A 15085-nucleotide genomic window follows, 5' to 3' on the forward strand; every position below is an offset into this window, starting at 1 on the left:
CCGCGAGCGACGCTTCAGCCGTTCTTCGCCGTCATCAGCGTTGCGCCGAGAATGGGGCCCGGATTGCCCCTGGCATCCGTCGATTGCAGCAGGATGGCGCAGCCATCGCTTTTCTTCGGCTCCAGCACACGGGCGGGCAGCGCAATGCTTTTTGCTTCGCCATGCCACATGCCGACCGTCTGCACATCGGTGACGATGTTGCGGTAGTCGATGGTCTTGCCCTTGTTCTCGCCGTCCTTGATCTCGACCTGCTGGCGGGAATTGAAATAGACCACAAGCACATCGGCCTTGCCGCTGCCGGCGCCGATATTGATCTGAACCTCGTCGCCCTCCATGCCGATGTCGATGGGCACGCTAAGACCGTCGCCCTTGGCTTTCATGGCTTCGAGCGACTGGTGCAGCTTCGTCGAACTGGTACCGACCATCTCGCTGCGACCGTTCAGCACCGCCTGCGGCGTGTAGACGCCGGATCGGCCCATCGCGGCCCCGTAATCGTACTGGCGTTTGGTATTCTCCGGGCTCGACATCTGATCGGTCCAGCCGAGATAGTTCCAGTAGTCGACATGATAGGCGAGCACGATGACATCACCCTCATCGACAAGTGTCGCGGCCGCCTTGTCGGCCGGCGGGCAGGACGAGCACCCCTGCGATGTGAACAGCTCGATGACGCCGAGCGGGTTCTTCAACGCGCCGGCCTGAGCGCTACCAAGCGCAAGGCCCGCCAAAAGCGCGCCCAGTATCATCGTCTGCTTCAGCACTGCCTGAACCTTTATCTGCGAGCCGGAAAAGGCCCGTCTGGAAACCAGCGCAATCTAGCGCCATCCGGCTTCAATCGAAAGTCACGATGGGGTGAAAATCCGCGGCGAAAAGCGTGATGCCGCTTATGCGGGCCGGGACGGTCGGGCCCTTCTGGCGGGCGGCCTTCAAAACAGCACGGTCTGCCCGAACCATAGCCCCCCAGCGATCGGAAAGAGCGCCAGCAGCGCGAAGATGCCATCGCGGGTCAGCATCGAGTAGGCCATCAATACCACGGCAGCGCCGAGAAAGGCGGAGGCGAAAGGCACGATCTCGAACAGCGGCATGCCCGCCCCCGCAAGCACGCAGGCAAGCGGCAGAAGCCGGACAAGCGGCGGACGGAAGAGGAAAGTCAGTCGCTGGCGGGAATAGCGATCAACAAAACGCGTGACGGGCAGGATCTTCTTCATCGCGCTCTCCGCCTTGTCGCTGCCAATGCTGCGATTGCGGATGAATCCGGGCAGCCAGATATTGTCACGCCCAAGCACCCTCTGCGCGGCAATCAGTACGATCATGATGCCGAAGAGCGATGACAATCCGGGCACGCCGCCGAGCGGCGAGACCACCAGCAGTGCGGGCAGGATCAGCAATGGCACGAATGATGTCGCGCCGAAGGTCTTCATCATGTCATTGACCGAGACCTCCTGTCCATCGGCCGATTTCAGCGCCTCGCGGGTGATGCCTGTCAGTGAATGTTCATCGTTCTTGTCGCCTTGAGCCAAATCCATTCCTTTGCTTGCGGTGCCTGATGCGGTCGAAACCGGCGGAATGACTGTAACCCTAACGTGTCCCTTTGAAAGGGTCGTGACGGATCTTCCAGGAATCATACACGTTGCGGCACGCTTCAGAGAGTCGCAGGCCTGCTCCACGGCTGGCTTGTCGTGGTGACGGGCTTCCCCGTCGCCGCCGCGGCATCCATCGCCTCAGCCAGATAACAATCCTGTGCGGCCTCGGCGAAGCTGTAGGACGAGCGGCCCTCCTCGACATAGCGCCGCATGTTGGCAAGGCAGGTCGCGACCGCGATCTCGTCGTCGGTCATCGACGGGCCGGGGAATGGGTTTTCGTAAACCCACCGCCCGCCGGCCATGATGCCCGCATGATGATAGCCCTCGAAATTAACGAAATGGCCCTTGTCCATGCGCCTGAGCTCGACGGACATCGGCGTCTTCTCGTCGATCAGGTAATCGGCGCGCTCCGGCGTCACCTCGCCGCGTTCGCCGCGCACGGTGATGCGGGCCGCGCGGATGCGGCTCCTGTGCTGGCCATCGGCGAAATCATAAAGCCCGACCTTGTCACCGAAATCGAAGGTGGCAACGGTCTGGGCCGCCGGGATCACTTCGTAGCGTTCGGGCCCGCCATAGCGTCCCGGTCCCTTCACCACCGGCAGCGAGAAAGCGTTCGCCGTCACCGTGGCATTCTCGAAGCCGATGCCGAGCAGTTTCCGCATGACGCTGACGCCGTGATAGGTCTGCATGATCGAAACATGCGCATAGCGCGGAGTGCCGATCAGCCCGTCATCAATGAGCGTCCGCATGGCAGAGAGCGTCGGATGCAGGAAATATTGCTCGGCGACCTCGATCCGCGCACCGGCTTCGACCAGCCTTTGAAGCTGCAACAGTCCATCAAGATCGGCCGCCGCCGGCGTTTCGGCCAGCACCGGCATCGCATGCGCCGCAAGCTCCGAAATGCGTGCGACGATCTCTTCCTTGCGCACGGAAACGACCACGAATTCCGGACGGGTCGCGGCCAGCAGTTCATCGACCGCGGCGAAGACCGGCACATTCCATCGCTCCGCAAGCGCCGCCCGCCCGTCGGCATCGCGACCGCTGACGATGCCGGCCACGGCGAAATGCTCAGGAAGATAAACCGCTGCCCGCAGAAAAAATTCGGCCCGCCAGCCGGAGCCAATGACGGCAAAAGGTATGGGCGACATGCTGGTTTCCTCCCGATGCTATGCACGTGAAGACATGGCCTAGACGCTATTCGACCAAGGGACAAGCCGCCTTGCGCAACACAGCAACCAATCTCCCCCTTGAGGGGGAGATGTCGCGAGAGCGACAGAGAGGGGTTTGGGGCATAAGCCGCACTCTCCGTGCTCTCGGAAAGGGTTCACCCCTCTCTGCCCCTGTCGGGGCATCTCTCCCTCAGGGGGAGAGATCAGCTTCTAGGAGGCCTCGGGATACTTCTATGCCTGCCTGAGCCCGGTTCAATACCAAGCTCAACAAACACAAAAGCCGGGCAGCTTTGGCTGCCCGGCTTCAAATCTCACATCAGTGACGAACGAACCTCTTAGTCGGTCAGGTCGCGCAGAACGGTCTGCAGGATGCCGCCATTGTTGACGTAGGTGAGCTCGTCGAGCGTATCGATGCGGCAGAGGATCGGAATGTCCTTCACCGTACCGTCGGCAAAGGTGACCTTGGCGATCTTGTGCTCGCGCGGCTTGACGTCGGCAAGACCTTCGATGGTGACGGTCTCGTCGCCCTTCAGGCCGAGGCTTTCCCAGCTGGCGCCGTTTTCGAAGGTGAACGGGATGACGCCCATGCCGACAAGGTTGGAGCGGTGGATACGCTCGTAGCTTTCGGCGATGACGGCGCGAACGCCCAAGAGGTTGGTGCCCTTGGCCGCCCAGTCGCGCGAGGAGCCGTTGCCGTATTCGCCACCGGCGAAGATGACCAGCGGAACGCCTTCCTTCTTGTATTCCATGGCGGCGTCGAAGATCGACATCTCTTCCTTGGACGGATAGTGGATGGTGTAGCCACCTTCCTTGCCGTTCGGGCCGAGCATGTGGTTGCGGATGCGGATATTGGCAAAGGTGCCGCGCATCATCACTTCGTGGTTGCCGCGACGGGTGCCGTACTGGTTGAAGTCGGCAACCGAGACGCCGTGAGCGATGAGATATTCACCGGCAGGCGACTGTGCCTTGATCGAACCGGCCGGAGAAATGTGGTCGGTGGTGATCTTGTCGCCGAAAAGACCGAGAACGCGAGCGCCCTCGATATCCTTCACACCGGCCGGCTCCTTGGTCATGCCAACGAAGTAGGGCGGGTTCTGGACATAGGTCGAATTATCGTCCCAGGCATAGGTCTGGCCATCGGGAACCTGAACAGCCTGCCAGTTTTCGTCGCCCTTGAAGACGTCGGCATACTTGGTCTCATAGAGTTCGCGGGTGACGTATTTCTCGATCGTCTCCTGAACTTCCTTGGCCGACGGCCAGATGTCCTTCAGGTAGACCGGGTTGCCATCCTTGTCCTCACCAAGCGGCTCCGAGGTCAGGTCCTTGGTGACCGTGCCGGCAAGCGCATGGGCGACAACCAGCGGCGGAGAGGCCAGGTAGTTTGCCTGAACGTCCGGCGAAATGCGGCCTTCGAAGTTGCGGTTACCGGAGAGAACGCCGGCAGCAATCAGGCCCTTGTCATTGATGGTCTTGGAAACCGGGGCCGGCAGCGGACCGGAGTTGCCGATGCAGGTGGTGCAGCCGAAACCGACGAGGTTGAAGCCGAGCGCATCAAGGTCCTTCTGCAGACCGGCCTTTTCGAGGTATTCGGCAACGACCTGCGATCCGGGTGCAAGCGAGGTCTTCACCCACGGCTTGGACTTCAGGCCCTTGGCAACGGCGTTGCGGGCAAGAAGGCCGGCAGCGATCAGCACGGACGGGTTCGAGGTGTTGGTGCACGACGTGATGGCGGCAATGGCGACATCGCCGTGGCCGAGATCGTAATCCGTGCCTTCAACCTTGTAACGCTTGCCGAGCTCGGAAGCGTCCTTCTTGTACATGGAAGACAGCGCCTCGGCATAACCGGAAGCGATATTTTCCAGCGCGATGCGGCCTTCCGGACGCTTCGGGCCAGCCATGGACGGGACAACGTCGCCGAGGTCGAGTTCGAGCGTATCGGTGAAGACCAGATCTTCGCCGTCGCCTTCGCGGAACATGCCCTGTGCCTTCGAATAGGCTTCGACAAGGGCGATACGGTCCTTGGTGCGGCCCGACATGTCGAGGTAGCGAAGCGTCTCGGTATCAACCGGGAAGAAGCCGCAGGTGGCGCCGTATTCCGGACCCATATTGCCGATGGTGGCGCGGTCGGCGAGCGTCATGTTGTCGAGGCCGTGGCCGTAGAACTCGACGAACTTGGAGACAACGCCCTTCTTGCGCAGCATCTGAACGACGGTCAGAACCAGGTCGGTCGCGGTCACGCCTTCCTTCAGCTGGCCGGTGAGCTTGAAGCCGATGACCTCCGGCAGCAGCATGGAAACCGGCTGGCCGAGCATGGCCGCTTCGGCTTCGATACCGCCAACGCCCCAACCGAGAACGCCAAGACCGTTGATCATGGTGGTGTGGCTGTCGGTGCCGACGCAGGTGTCGGGATAGGCGATTTCAGAACCGTCTTCTTCCTTGGTCCAGACGGTCTGGCCAAGGTATTCGAGGTTCACCTGGTGACAGATGCCGGTGCCGGGCGGAACGACGCGGAAGTTCTTGAACGCCTGCTGGCCCCACTTCAGGAAGCGGTAACGTTCGCCGTTGCGCTTGTATTCCAGCTCGACGTTGTTGGCGAAGGCCTGGGGCGTGCCGAATTCGTCGACAATGACCGAGTGGTCGATGACGAGGTCGACGGGAACCAGCGGATTGATCTTTTCCGGGTCGCCGCCGAGGTTGACGATACCATCACGCATCGCAGCGAGGTCGACAACGGCGGGAACGCCGGTGAAGTCCTGCATCAGCACGCGGGCCGGACGGTAGGCGATTTCGGCGCCGGCGGTGCCCTTGTCCGTCAGCCACTTGGCGACAGCAAGAATGTCGTCTTTGGTGACCGAACGGCCATCTTCGTTGCGCAGAAGATTTTCGAGAAGCACCTTCATCGAGAAGGGAAGCTTGGAGACGCCCGAAAGGCCGTTGGCCTCAGCCTTTGGCAGGCTGTAGTAGACGTACTCTTTTCCGTCCACATCAAGTGTGGAGCGACATTCGAAACTGTCGAGTGATTTAGCCACGGATAAAAACCCCGCTCATTCTGATTGGCCTAGACCAGCCGTGCGAACGCCTATGTACATACGACATCAGGATGCGGGTACGACCATTTCCGCTGTCCGCACGCGGGACAAAATGCCCCAGGTTCGGCTCAAGGATGTGAAACACGCCGGCCGCTGGCGTGGTTGCGGAACTTATAGATAGTTTCTAAGAAAGGTGCCAGATATCACGCGCTGAAAATTGAATTTTTTTAGGAATCGGTTTGAGTGAGGGGAATGGCGCTTTGGCTGGCAGTCGTGTGAACGCCGAAAACCTGTCCGTCCGCCGCGCCGATCGGCTGATCTTCAGCGGGCTTTCGTTCGTGCTGAAACAAGGGGAGAGCCTTGTTTTCACCGGGCCCAACGGCGCCGGCAAATCGACCGCGATACGCGCTGCCCTCGGCCTGTTGAGGCCAGAGACCGGAAGCGCCTGCTTCGAGGACGAGGCGGGACGCCATCCCTTGGGAGCAGCAAGCCACTATCTCGGACACCTGAATGCGATGAAGCGGGAATTGACGGTTGGCGAGAATCTCGCCTTCTGGCGTGACTTCATGGGGGACTACGAAGGGGGCGATTCTGTTTCGCTCGAGGACGCTGCTGACGCCGTCGGGCTTGCGGGCGCGCTCGATCTTCCCTTTGGCTATCTTTCCGCCGGCCAGAAGCGACGCCTGGCCTTCGCGCGGCTGCTTGTGGCCCATCGCCCGGTGTGGATGCTCGACGAGCCGACAGCCTCGCTCGATGTCGCATCCAAGGTGCTGATCGAAGATATCGTCAACCGGCATCTGGCCAAAGGCGGCATCGCCATCATCGCCACCCACGAGCCGCTCGCGCTTTCCAACTGCGGAGAGCTCGGCTTTTCCGGCCCTGTCGAGCTTGCCGCCGACCCCTTTCTGCCGGAGGGCGTCTGATCGTGCTGGCGCTTTATCTCAGGGACCTGAAGCTTGCGGTGCGTGCCGGCGGTGGAGCGCTGATCGGGCTTCTGTTCTTCTTCTCCGTCATTGCCGTCATTCCCTTTGCCGTCGGCCCCGACCTTGCACTGCTGTCGCGCATCGGCCCGGCCGTCTTGTGGATCGGAGCGCTGCTTGCAACGCTGATCGGGCTCGACCGGCTGTTTCAGGCCGAGCGGGAGGACGGCTCGCTCGATCTTCTGTTGATTCAGGACATGCCGCTTGTCGTCACCGTGCTGGTAAAGTGTCTCGCGCACTGGACGGCATCGGTGCTGCCCCTCGTGGCGCTGTCTCCTGTCATGGGGCTGATGCTGAATGTCGAGGCGCGGGCGCTCGGCGCAGCGGCGCTGACGCTGCTCGCGGGCTCCCCGGCCATCACCTTTATCGGCGCAGCCGGTGCCGCGATTGCCGTGTCGCTGCCGCGCGGCGGCCTGCTTGTGCCGGTGCTGGTGCTGCCGCTCGCCGTGCCGGTGCTGATCTTCGGTGTCAGCGCCACCTATGCGGCGGTCACCGACCCGCAACCGTTTCTGCCGCCATTTCTGATCCTGGTGGCATTGATGCTGTTTTTTGCGGTCATCGGCCCCCTCGCCGCGGCCGCGGCCTTGCGTCAGGCGGCGGATTGAGCGACATCCTTGGGGCAAGGGAAGAAACCATGAGCACGATGAACGGAACCAGAGGCGGCATGATTTCGGGGCTTGCAAACCCGACACGGTTTCTTGCGCTTGTCGGCCGGGTGGTGCCGGTGCTTGCGGGCATCACGGCCGTGCTCTTCATCATTGGCCTGTGGCTCGCCTTCACCACCGAGGGCGACTACCAGCAGGGCGACACCGTTCGCATCATGTATATCCACGTACCCGCCGCCTGGCTTGCCATGATGTGCTACATGGTGATGGCGGCCGCGGCCCTTGGCACGCTGGTCTGGCGCCATCCGCTGGCAGATGTCGCGCACAAGGCGGCCGCCCCCATCGGCGCTGCCTTCACCTTTCTGGCACTGGTCACCGGCTCGCTCTGGGGCAAGCCGATGTGGGGCGCCTGGTGGGTCTGGGATGCGCGGCTGACCTCGGTACTGGTGCTGTTCCTGATGTATCTCGGCATCATCGCGCTGCATCGCGCCATCGACGAACCCGCCCGCGCCGCCAGGCTTGCCGCGATCCTGATCCTCGTCGGCGTCGTCAACATCCCGATCATCAAGTTTTCCGTCGACTGGTGGAACACGCTACATCAGCCGGCAAGCGTGCTGCGGATCGGCGGCCCCACCATTGACCCGGAATTCCTCTGGCCGCTTCTGGTGATGGCTTTCGCTTATACTTTCGCCTTCTTCACCATGCATTTTGCCGCCATGCGAAACGAGATCCTGAGGCGGCGTGTCTCCGCAATGCGCAAGGTCGCGGCAAGCCGCATCGGTGCCGGCACGGTCGAAAGGGTAAGCTGATGGATCACGCCCCCTTCATTCTCGCCGCATATGGCATAACCGCACTGGTCTTTGCCAGCCTTGTTATCTGGCTCATCGCCGACGGCCGCATCCAGAGGCACAAGCTTGAGGCACTCGAGAAAGCCGGGGTCTCCCGTCGCAGCACCGGACGGCCGCAGGCATGACCACTGACAAGCATGAAGAGACGCCGGCGAATGGCCGCCGCTACGCTTTCGCCGCCATTCCGCTCATCGTCGTCATCGGACTTTTCGGCATCTTCGGCTGGCAGATCCTGTTTGGCCGCGACCCGTCGGAAATCCCCTCCGTGCTGATCGGCAAGCAGGCGCCGCCGATCGACCTTCCCGCGCTTCCCGGCAGCGAACGCCCGGCGCTGACCGATGCCGAGATCGCCGGCAAGCTGACGCTGGTCAACGTCTTCGCCTCGTGGTGCGTGCCGTGCCGGCAGGAGCACCCTTTTCTGCTGGAGCTTTCGAAGAACCCGGCGGTCCATCTGGTCGGCATCAATTACAAGGACAAGTCCGACAACGCCCTTCGCTTTCTTGGCGAACTCGGCAATCCCTATGCCGCGATCGGTGTCGACGCCCGTGGCGCCGAGGCGATCGACTGGGGCGTCTATGGTATTCCCGAGACCTTCCTCGTCTCCCCCGAGGGCACCATCCTCTACAAGAAGATCGGTCCGATCGATGCCGCCTCCTATGCGCGCGAAATCCTGCCGGAGATCAGCCGCGCGGCCGGCCGCTGAAGCAGGCTACATCGCGATATAGCGGTCGCGGCGATGGTTGACGGCGAGGATGAGGTTGATGACGACGGCGCCCGCGATCGAACAGGCAATGATGAAGGGCGAGGCGACGAAGAAGGACAGCACCAGCACCATGCCATCAAGGCCGAGCTGCACATAGCCTGCCTTCCAGCCGAGGCGATCCTGCAGGTAGAGCGCCAGAATGCCGAAGCCGCCGAGGCTGGCGCTGTGGCGGAAGAAGATCAGGAGCGCCGTACCGACCAGCGTTCCGCCGAAAAACCCCGCCGCCAGCGGATGGGTTTCCCCAATGGTCAGAAACTGCGGAACGATGCCGGTCAGCGCCGAGGTCAGCGCGACGGAGACGAAGGTCTTGAGCGTGAAGGCGAGGCCGAGCCGGCGCCAGGCGAAATAATAGAACGGCAGGTTGACGAGAAAGAAGGCAAAGCCGAAGCCAATCCCCGTGGAATAGACCAGCAGGAAGGCAAGCCCCGCCGTGCCGCCGGTCAGCAACCCTCCAGCCTTCAGCACCAGAACGCCGAGCGTGGCGAGCATGGCACCGGTGATGATGCCCTGCGCATCCTCGAGCAGCGAATGGCTTTCGGAGGTGGAGTTGAGGATGCCGCGGAGAAACCTGTTTTCTGACACGTGATGCTGTTTCCGTGATGTCGAGGCCGGCCGCCGGATACAAGGAGGCCGGAGCGCTGTCGCGCCCCGGCCAGTCATCACTCAAAATCATGTGCACGTCAAATGGTCAGACGACGTCATCCTGGTTGACGCGACCGCCCTCGCCTTCCCAGTTGAGAATGCGTCGGGTCTCGCCCTCGGTGAACTTGAGACGCAGCCCCGCCCCGCCTTCCTTGTCCTCAGGCAGGAAGATGACGCCGAGCGCCTCCAGCGTCGTTCCGATCTTCTCGCGCATGGCCTCACCAAGGTCGCCGGTCCCCTCCTCGAAGGCCGCGATCTGGTCTTCGGCAAGGCCGCTCTCCTGCGACAGGGCGGAACGGTCGATATGGGCGAGAATGCGGGCCGCATGGCAAAGTTCGGGTGTGATGTTCATGTCTGCCTCCTTTGAGGTTTCCGACGCATCGCGCGCAGCGGCGCGGAGATGCGTGCGGATCAATTTCATGAACAACGCAGTTTGCTGCGGCGAGGTTCCCCGGTTCAGCCGTTCCGGGCGGCGAGAAACAGGATGCCCGGCACTGGTTCGCCGGCGTCCTTGCGCAGCGTGGTTTGGCGCTCGGCCCTAAGCACGAAGCCATGCGCGGCTAGCAGACGGCCGACATAGGCGGCGGAATGGGCATAGCGAAGCGACGGCAGCAGCGTGAAATCGGCGCCAGCACCGCCGTCCTCCACGGAAAACAGGAACAGCCCGTCATTCGCGATCAGCGCCTTGACGTTCTCGAACAGGCTGCCGAGCGCGCCGAGATACATCAGCACATCGGCGGCGACCACAAGGTCGGCGCGATGGCGCCCCAGACTTTCGCCGAAAAGCCCGCTCTCTTCAGGCGCGAGCAGCAGGTCGGCCTGTGCAAGCAGGTCGTAGTGCCCCTTCTCCTCGGCCTTCTGCAGCATGTTCTGCGACAGGTCGAAGCCTTCCAGCCGGTCGGCCCGTCCGGTCAACACCTCGCCGGAAAGCCCCGTACCGCAGCCGAGATCGACGGCCAGGGGGAAGTGACGGCTCCCTTCCGTTTCGGCAAGGAGGGCTGCAAGCCGCTCCGGCGCGCTGTAATCGAGCCGCTCCGTCAGGGCCTCGTCGAAATGTTCGGCATAGGAATCAAACAGCGCCTCGACATAGCGTCCCGGCGGATGGGCGGGAACGCGCGCAGCGCCCAGCACGGCCAGCTTCAGCCGCGCGGCGAAGATGTCTTCCGCATCGAGCTTTTCCAGCACTTCCAGCGTGGCGATGGCGCCATCGACGTCACCGGCATGTTCCTGGTAGGCAGAGAGCATGGCGAGCCCGGCCGGCCATTCCGGAACAAGCGAAAGCGCCTGTTCCATGAGATCGGCAGCGGCGGCAAAATCGCCGGCCTCATCCAGCATGCGCGCATAATCGGCACGCCGATCGGCGATGAGGTCGCCGGAGGAGAAGAAAGTCATGTTCATGATGTGTCGACCGGGAGAATGGACTGAGCGCCAATGCTGCCTTTTGCCGGGAAAAGCAAGCGGAATGTTTACGGCCCATCTTGCCAATCGCCGCGCCCGTCGCCACCTTGCGGCGGAACAACCATGAATGCGCCGCATTGCGCATCTATCGCCCGCGATAGTCGGGGCCTCGGACGGGAGAGCGGTATGGGCAATGAAGTGAACAGGTTTCTGGGCGGCACGGTCGTCGGAACCATCGTCAGGCTGCTGGTGGTGTCGCTGGTCGTCGGCTTCATCCTGTCAGCACTCGGCATTCATCCGCTCGACCTCTGGTACGGCGTCATCGATTTCTTCCGCAACATCTGGCAGCGCGGTTTCGCCGCCCTTGGCGAAGTCGGCCACTATTTCGTGCTCGGCGCCATCATCGTGGTACCGATCTTCCTGATCATCCGCATATTGAGCTATCGCCGTTGACCACCATTCCCTTTCGTACCGGCCGCAGGGCGTTTGCCGTCGGTCTCCTCGCCGTCGGGCTTTCAGCCTGCAGCATCAGCCTTTTCGGCGGCAGTGGCATGCCTTCCGGCGATGTCGACGCCGAGGGCATGACATCGACCTTCCTGCCCTGGGTCAACGATCTGCGCAAAAGCCGTGGCCTGCCGCCCGTTTCATATTCGCGCAGCTGCGAGGCCGCGGCCATCGACCAGGCAAGCCGCATGGCGCTCGCCGGCAAGATGAACCACATCACCGGTCCGGAGAGCGTTTATAATCGCTTCAAGCGCATGAACCTGACGCTGCCGGCGGCGGAAAACATCGCCATGCAGCAGCGCACTCCAGAGCGCGCCTTCCAGGCCTGGGTGAACTCGCCGAAGCATCTGGAAAACATGCTCGGCCCTTATGCGCACGTCGGCGTGGCGATGGCGACGAGCCCGAAATCGGGCAACACGCCGTTCTGGTCGATGTGCCTCAGCCAGTAGTCAGAACGGCTTTCTCGCCCATTCCTCGACGCTGCTGTCGCGCAATTGCGCAAGCGATGAAACGCCCATCCGCTCCATCGCCGTGACCATGGCCTTGAGGCTCGCCTCGACAAGGTCGAAACCTTCATAGACCATGCCGGAATAGATCTGCACCAGATCGGCACCGGCGCGGATCTTTTCTGCGGCCCGTTCGCCGGTCGAGACGCCGCCGACGCCGATGATCACCGCCTCCGGTCCGAGACGCTGGCGCATACGCGCGAGAAGCGCGGTCGACCGCTCGAAGAGCGGCGCGCCGGAGAGGCCGCCGGCCTCACCCGCCTGCCTCTGATCGACAAGCCCGTCACGCGCGAGCGTCGTGTTCGAGACGATCACGCCGTCCAGCGTGCTCGCCCGGATCTCCGCGACGATATCGTCCAGCCCCTCTTCCGTCAGGTCGGGAGCGATCTTCAGGAAGACCGGCGTGCCGGTTGCCGCCTTCTCGCGTTCCTCGGCAATGGCGCCCAGCAGGCGCGCAAGCTGTTCGCGTGCCTGCAGGTTGCGCAGGCCCGGCGTGTTCGGCGAGGAGATGTTGACGGCAAGGTAATCGGCCCTCGCGGCAAAGCGGGCGACGCCGGCGGCATAGTCGGCGATCCGGTCGTCGCTATCCTTGTTGGCACCGATATTGACGCCGACGATGCCCTGCTTGCGGCGGGCATCGAGCCGCGCGGCCAGCGCATCATGGCCTTCATTGTTGAAGCCCATGCGGTTGATCACCGCTTCATCCTTCACCAACCGGAACAGGCGGGGTTTCGGACTGCCCGGCTGCGGGCGCGGCGTCACCGTGCCGACCTCGACATGGCCGAAACCGAGCTTCACCAACCCGTCGATCGCCTCGCCGTTCTTGTCGAGACCCGCGGCCACACCCAGCGGATTGCGAAACGACAGGCCGGCGGCCCGTATCGCGAGCCGCTTGTCATCGGCATGGCGCGCGCGCGGCAAGAGACCGCTGGCGATCCCCTTCAGCGTCAGCCCATGGGCAATTTCGGGATCGAGCGCAAACACCGCCGGACGAGCGGCGCATTTGAACAGGTTGACCATCAGAGCAGCCCCGCAAAATCGTGAAACCCGTCATCCTTCAGCGGCAATGGCTTCTGCCAGAGGACCGCGGAAAGCGGCAGCGGCGCGTAAAGATGTGGGAACAGCGCACCGCCGCGCGACGGCTCGAATTTCAGCGACGCGCCAAGCGCGCCGGCATCAACTGCGACCAGAACCAGATCGCCTGCCCCGGCAAAGTGCTTCGCCGCGGTCTCCTCGACCTGCGCGGCCGTCGAGAAATGGATGAAGCCATCGGCCCGGTCGATCTCGGCGCCGGCATAGACGCCGGCTGCAAGCGCCTGCTGCCACTCCCTCTGGTCGACAATCTTGTATATCGGGTCCATCGGCAGGCCTTCCTTTCTCCGGTGCTGTCCGGCTGACGGCTCCGGGTGTGCAGCAGCCGCCGTCAAAAGTCCATCGCCGCCGGCCCGCGGAACGCCAAAAGCAACAGCAAATTCGGGATTTCGCGGCTTTTTCGGGCGTTTTTTATTGCACTTCATGCCAAAGAGGTGATCATAAACGCGATATCGTGGTCCGTGCCGTGCGGATCGGATCGCATCCGGCAATGGGGAGACCCTGATGGTTGTGAAAATGCCTTTGGGAGGAGGCAGTGAATGACCGGACAGACAATACTGATTGCAGACGACCACCCGCTGTTCCGCAGTGCGCTGAAGCAGGCGATCAGCGGCATGGCGACGTTCTATGCTGTGGTGGAGGCCGGCGACTTTGATAGCGCTCAGCAAGCCGCCCGCGAAAACCCGGAAGCCGACCTGCTTCTTCTCGACCTGACCATGCCGGGGGTCAGCGGACTTTCCGGCCTGATCACCCTGCGCGCCGAATTTCCGGGACTGCCGACCGTCGTGATCTCCGCAAGCGACGACGATGACACCATCCGCCGGACGCTGGCGCTCGGTGCCTCCGGTTTCATCTCCAAGTCCGCCGGCATCGACGAGCTGCGCCAGGGCATCCGCACCGTGCTCGCCGGCGACGTCTATACCCCGGAGAACTACGAGGGCGGCGAGGAGACCGATCCCGACGTCGCCGACATGCTGGAACGGCTGCAGACGCTCACGCCGCAGCAATCGCGCGTGCTGCGCATGCTTTGCGAGGGCCTGCTCAACAAGCAGATCGCCTATGAGCTCGGCGTCTCGGAGGCAACGGTCAAGGCGCATGTTTCCGCCATTTTGCTGAAGCTCAACGTCGACAGCCGCACGCAGGCGGTCATCCAGCTCGGCAAGGTCAATATGGCGATGGTCGCCTGAGGAGAGGATTTTATTCCTCTGCCTTATTTACGCTACGTGTAAGGTTCGGGTATATATTCCCAACGACAACGCGCCGGCCAGGAAACCCGATGCCCCGGAGGTTCTCCCATAGTGAAACGTGGAAGGCGATTGACGCGCTCGCCAGCCGCCTTAACCTCACGTCATCGGGCCTTGCGCGCAAGGCTGGGCTCGACCCGACCACTTTCAACAAATCCAAGCGGCTTGCGCCGGATGGCCGCGAACGCTGGCCGTCGATGGAGTCGATCGTTAAGGTCCTGAATGCGACCGGCACGACGATGACGGAACTGTTCGGGGTCGAAGATGCGTTCGACGACAGCGGCCGGCGCCCCGTCGGCGCCTTTCCGCCGCAGCCCTCCACCATTCCGCTTCTGGGTCTCGCCCGCGCCGGCGCGGGAGGCTTCTTCGATGATGGCGGCTATCCCGTCGGCCACGGCTGGGATGAGGTCGACTTCCCCACGCCGTTGCACGCCGCGCACGGCGTTTATGCACTTGAAGTGCAGGGCGACAGCATGCAACCGCTCTATCGTGATGGCGACGTTCTGATTGTCGAAGCCAATGCCGATACCCGCAAGGGCGACCGCGTCGTGGTGAAGACCCGCGATAGCGAGGTGATGGCCAAGATTCTACTGCGCCGCACAAGCCGCCATATCGAGCTCCAGTCCATCAATCCCGAGCATCCGAACCTCACGATCGACCTCGACGAGATCGAATGGATCGGGCGCATCCTGTGGGTCAGCCAGTAGCGCCACCCGAGGCCAACC

General features: G+C 62.7%; 18 protein-coding genes. 9 read left to right on the forward strand and 9 right to left on the reverse strand.

The window, feature by feature from the left end; genetic code table 11:
- Nucleotides 1-14: 14 nt before the first annotated feature.
- From TM49_RS00560 to acnA, 4 genes are all read right to left on the reverse strand, one after another.
- Nucleotides 15-743, reverse strand: a complete 729-nt coding sequence (locus TM49_RS00560; protein WP_052700005.1) for a DUF1223 domain-containing protein — start codon at nt 741-743, stop codon at nt 15-17.
- Nucleotides 744-923: 180 nt separating this feature from the next.
- The gene (locus tag TM49_RS00565) at nt 924-1523 is read right to left on the reverse strand and encodes an exopolysaccharide biosynthesis protein (protein ID WP_052699641.1); all 600 of its coding nucleotides are present in this window, start codon (nt 1521-1523) and stop codon (nt 924-926) included.
- Nucleotides 1524-1639: 116 nt separating this feature from the next.
- Complete coding sequence (locus tag TM49_RS00570) at nt 1640-2728, reverse strand: Gfo/Idh/MocA family protein (protein ID WP_045679088.1); 1089 nt, start codon at nt 2726-2728, stop codon at nt 1640-1642.
- A gap of 356 nt (nt 2729-3084) precedes the next feature.
- Complete coding sequence (acnA, locus tag TM49_RS00575; protein WP_045679089.1) at nt 3085-5778, reverse strand: aconitate hydratase AcnA; 2694 nt, start codon at nt 5776-5778, stop codon at nt 3085-3087.
- Nucleotides 5779-6038: 260 nt separating this feature from the next.
- Between acnA and ccmA the strand changes: the two genes are divergently transcribed.
- Genes ccmA through TM49_RS00600 form a run of 5 tightly spaced genes read left to right on the forward strand, consistent with a single transcriptional unit; the run spans nt 6039 to nt 8914 of the window.
- The gene (ccmA, locus tag TM49_RS00580; protein WP_244464769.1) at nt 6039-6701 is read left to right on the forward strand and encodes a heme ABC exporter ATP-binding protein CcmA; all 663 of its coding nucleotides are present in this window, start codon (nt 6039-6041) and stop codon (nt 6699-6701) included.
- Between the two features lie 2 nt (nt 6702-6703).
- Complete coding sequence (ccmB, locus tag TM49_RS00585; RefSeq protein ID WP_045679091.1) at nt 6704-7363, forward strand: heme exporter protein CcmB; 660 nt, start codon at nt 6704-6706, stop codon at nt 7361-7363.
- A gap of 38 nt (nt 7364-7401) precedes the next feature.
- Nucleotides 7402-8172, forward strand: a complete 771-nt coding sequence (locus tag TM49_RS00590; protein WP_045684536.1) for a heme ABC transporter permease — start codon at nt 7402-7404, stop codon at nt 8170-8172.
- Nucleotides 8172-8336 (forward strand): heme exporter protein CcmD, encoded by a 165-nt coding sequence (gene ccmD / locus TM49_RS00595; RefSeq protein ID WP_045679092.1) that lies wholly within the window; start codon nt 8172-8174, stop codon nt 8334-8336. The genes TM49_RS00590 and ccmD overlap by 1 nt, the downstream gene beginning before the upstream one ends.
- Entirely contained in the window at nt 8333-8914 is a 582-nt protein-coding gene (locus TM49_RS00600; protein ID WP_045679093.1) for a DsbE family thiol:disulfide interchange protein, read from the forward strand. Before ccmD ends, TM49_RS00600 begins: the two co-directional genes overlap by 4 nt.
- Nucleotides 8915-8920: 6 nt before the next feature.
- Here the strand turns inward: TM49_RS00600 and TM49_RS00605 are convergent, their stop codons facing one another.
- From TM49_RS00605 to TM49_RS00615, 3 genes are all read right to left on the reverse strand, one after another.
- Nucleotides 8921-9556, reverse strand: coding sequence for a YitT family protein (locus TM49_RS00605; protein WP_045679094.1), 636 nt, complete (start codon nt 9554-9556; stop codon nt 8921-8923).
- A gap of 106 nt (nt 9557-9662) precedes the next feature.
- The gene (locus tag TM49_RS00610) at nt 9663-9968 is read right to left on the reverse strand and encodes a hypothetical protein (RefSeq protein ID WP_045684538.1); all 306 of its coding nucleotides are present in this window, start codon (nt 9966-9968) and stop codon (nt 9663-9665) included.
- Nucleotides 9969-10072: 104 nt separating this feature from the next.
- A complete protein-coding gene (locus TM49_RS00615) occupies nt 10073-11014 on the reverse strand; it encodes a class I SAM-dependent methyltransferase (RefSeq protein WP_045679095.1) in 942 nt (313 codons plus the stop codon).
- A 186-nt stretch (nt 11015-11200) separates the two neighbouring features.
- Here TM49_RS00615 and TM49_RS00620 point away from each other — a divergent pair, with 186 nt between their 5' ends.
- Together TM49_RS00620 and TM49_RS00625 are read left to right on the forward strand one after the other, a co-directional pair.
- Entirely contained in the window at nt 11201-11467 is a 267-nt protein-coding gene (locus TM49_RS00620) for a DUF6460 domain-containing protein (protein WP_045679096.1), read from the forward strand.
- Nucleotides 11464-11967 (forward strand): CAP domain-containing protein, encoded by a 504-nt coding sequence (locus TM49_RS00625; protein ID WP_052699643.1) that lies wholly within the window; start codon nt 11464-11466, stop codon nt 11965-11967. Before TM49_RS00620 ends, TM49_RS00625 begins: the two co-directional genes overlap by 4 nt.
- Here TM49_RS00625 and TM49_RS00630 read toward each other — a convergent pair whose 3' ends face one another.
- Together TM49_RS00630 and TM49_RS00635 are read right to left on the reverse strand one after the other, a co-directional pair.
- Nucleotides 11968-13044: a quinone-dependent dihydroorotate dehydrogenase gene (locus TM49_RS00630; protein ID WP_045679097.1), complete on the reverse strand. Its 1077-nt coding sequence runs from the start codon at nt 13042-13044 to the stop codon at nt 11968-11970.
- The gene (locus TM49_RS00635) at nt 13044-13385 is read right to left on the reverse strand and encodes a DUF952 domain-containing protein (RefSeq protein ID WP_045684540.1); all 342 of its coding nucleotides are present in this window, start codon (nt 13383-13385) and stop codon (nt 13044-13046) included. The genes TM49_RS00630 and TM49_RS00635 overlap by 1 nt, the downstream gene beginning before the upstream one ends.
- Nucleotides 13386-13655: 270 nt before the next feature.
- Here TM49_RS00635 and TM49_RS00640 point away from each other — a divergent pair, with 270 nt between their 5' ends.
- Both TM49_RS00640 and TM49_RS00645 read left to right on the forward strand, forming a co-directional pair.
- Entirely contained in the window at nt 13656-14303 is a 648-nt protein-coding gene (locus TM49_RS00640; RefSeq protein WP_045679098.1) for a response regulator transcription factor, read from the forward strand.
- Between the two features lie 89 nt (nt 14304-14392).
- The gene (locus TM49_RS00645; RefSeq protein WP_045679099.1) at nt 14393-15067 is read left to right on the forward strand and encodes a S24 family peptidase; all 675 of its coding nucleotides are present in this window, start codon (nt 14393-14395) and stop codon (nt 15065-15067) included.
- Nucleotides 15068-15085: the final 18 nt, after the last annotated feature.

It is taken from the genome of Martelella endophytica (assembly GCF_000960975.1).
Classification (GTDB): Bacteria; Pseudomonadota; Alphaproteobacteria; order Rhizobiales; family Rhizobiaceae; genus Martelella; species Martelella endophytica.

Bases quoted from the DNA above. Each gene is read 5' to 3' on its own strand.
- TM49_RS00560 (WP_052700005.1), bottom strand. From the start codon at position 743: ATGATACTGGGCGCGCTTTTGGCGGGCCTTGCGCTTGGTAGCGCTCAG.
- TM49_RS00565 (WP_052699641.1), bottom strand. From the start codon at position 1,523: ATGGATTTGGCTCAAGGCGACAAGAACGATGAACATTCACTGACAGGC.
- TM49_RS00610 (WP_045684538.1), bottom strand. From the start codon at position 9,968: ATGAACATCACACCCGAACTTTGCCATGCGGCCCGCATTCTCGCCCAT.
- TM49_RS00570 (WP_045679088.1), bottom strand. From the start codon at position 2,728: ATGTCGCCCATACCTTTTGCCGTCATTGGCTCCGGCTGGCGGGCCGAA.
- TM49_RS00635 (WP_045684540.1), bottom strand. From the start codon at position 13,385: ATGGACCCGATATACAAGATTGTCGACCAGAGGGAGTGGCAGCAGGCG.
- TM49_RS00620 (WP_045679096.1), top strand. From the start codon at position 11,201: ATGGGCAATGAAGTGAACAGGTTTCTGGGCGGCACGGTCGTCGGAACC.
- TM49_RS00645 (WP_045679099.1), top strand. From the start codon at position 14,393: ATGCCCCGGAGGTTCTCCCATAGTGAAACGTGGAAGGCGATTGACGCG.
- TM49_RS00630 (WP_045679097.1), bottom strand. From the start codon at position 13,044: ATGGTCAACCTGTTCAAATGCGCCGCTCGTCCGGCGGTGTTTGCGCTC.
- TM49_RS00600 (WP_045679093.1), top strand. From the start codon at position 8,333: ATGACCACTGACAAGCATGAAGAGACGCCGGCGAATGGCCGCCGCTAC.
- ccmD (WP_045679092.1), top strand. From the start codon at position 8,172: ATGGATCACGCCCCCTTCATTCTCGCCGCATATGGCATAACCGCACTG.
- TM49_RS00615 (WP_045679095.1), bottom strand. From the start codon at position 11,014: ATGAACATGACTTTCTTCTCCTCCGGCGACCTCATCGCCGATCGGCGT.
- TM49_RS00590 (WP_045684536.1), top strand. From the start codon at position 7,402: ATGAACGGAACCAGAGGCGGCATGATTTCGGGGCTTGCAAACCCGACA.
- TM49_RS00640 (WP_045679098.1), top strand. From the start codon at position 13,656: ATGACCGGACAGACAATACTGATTGCAGACGACCACCCGCTGTTCCGC.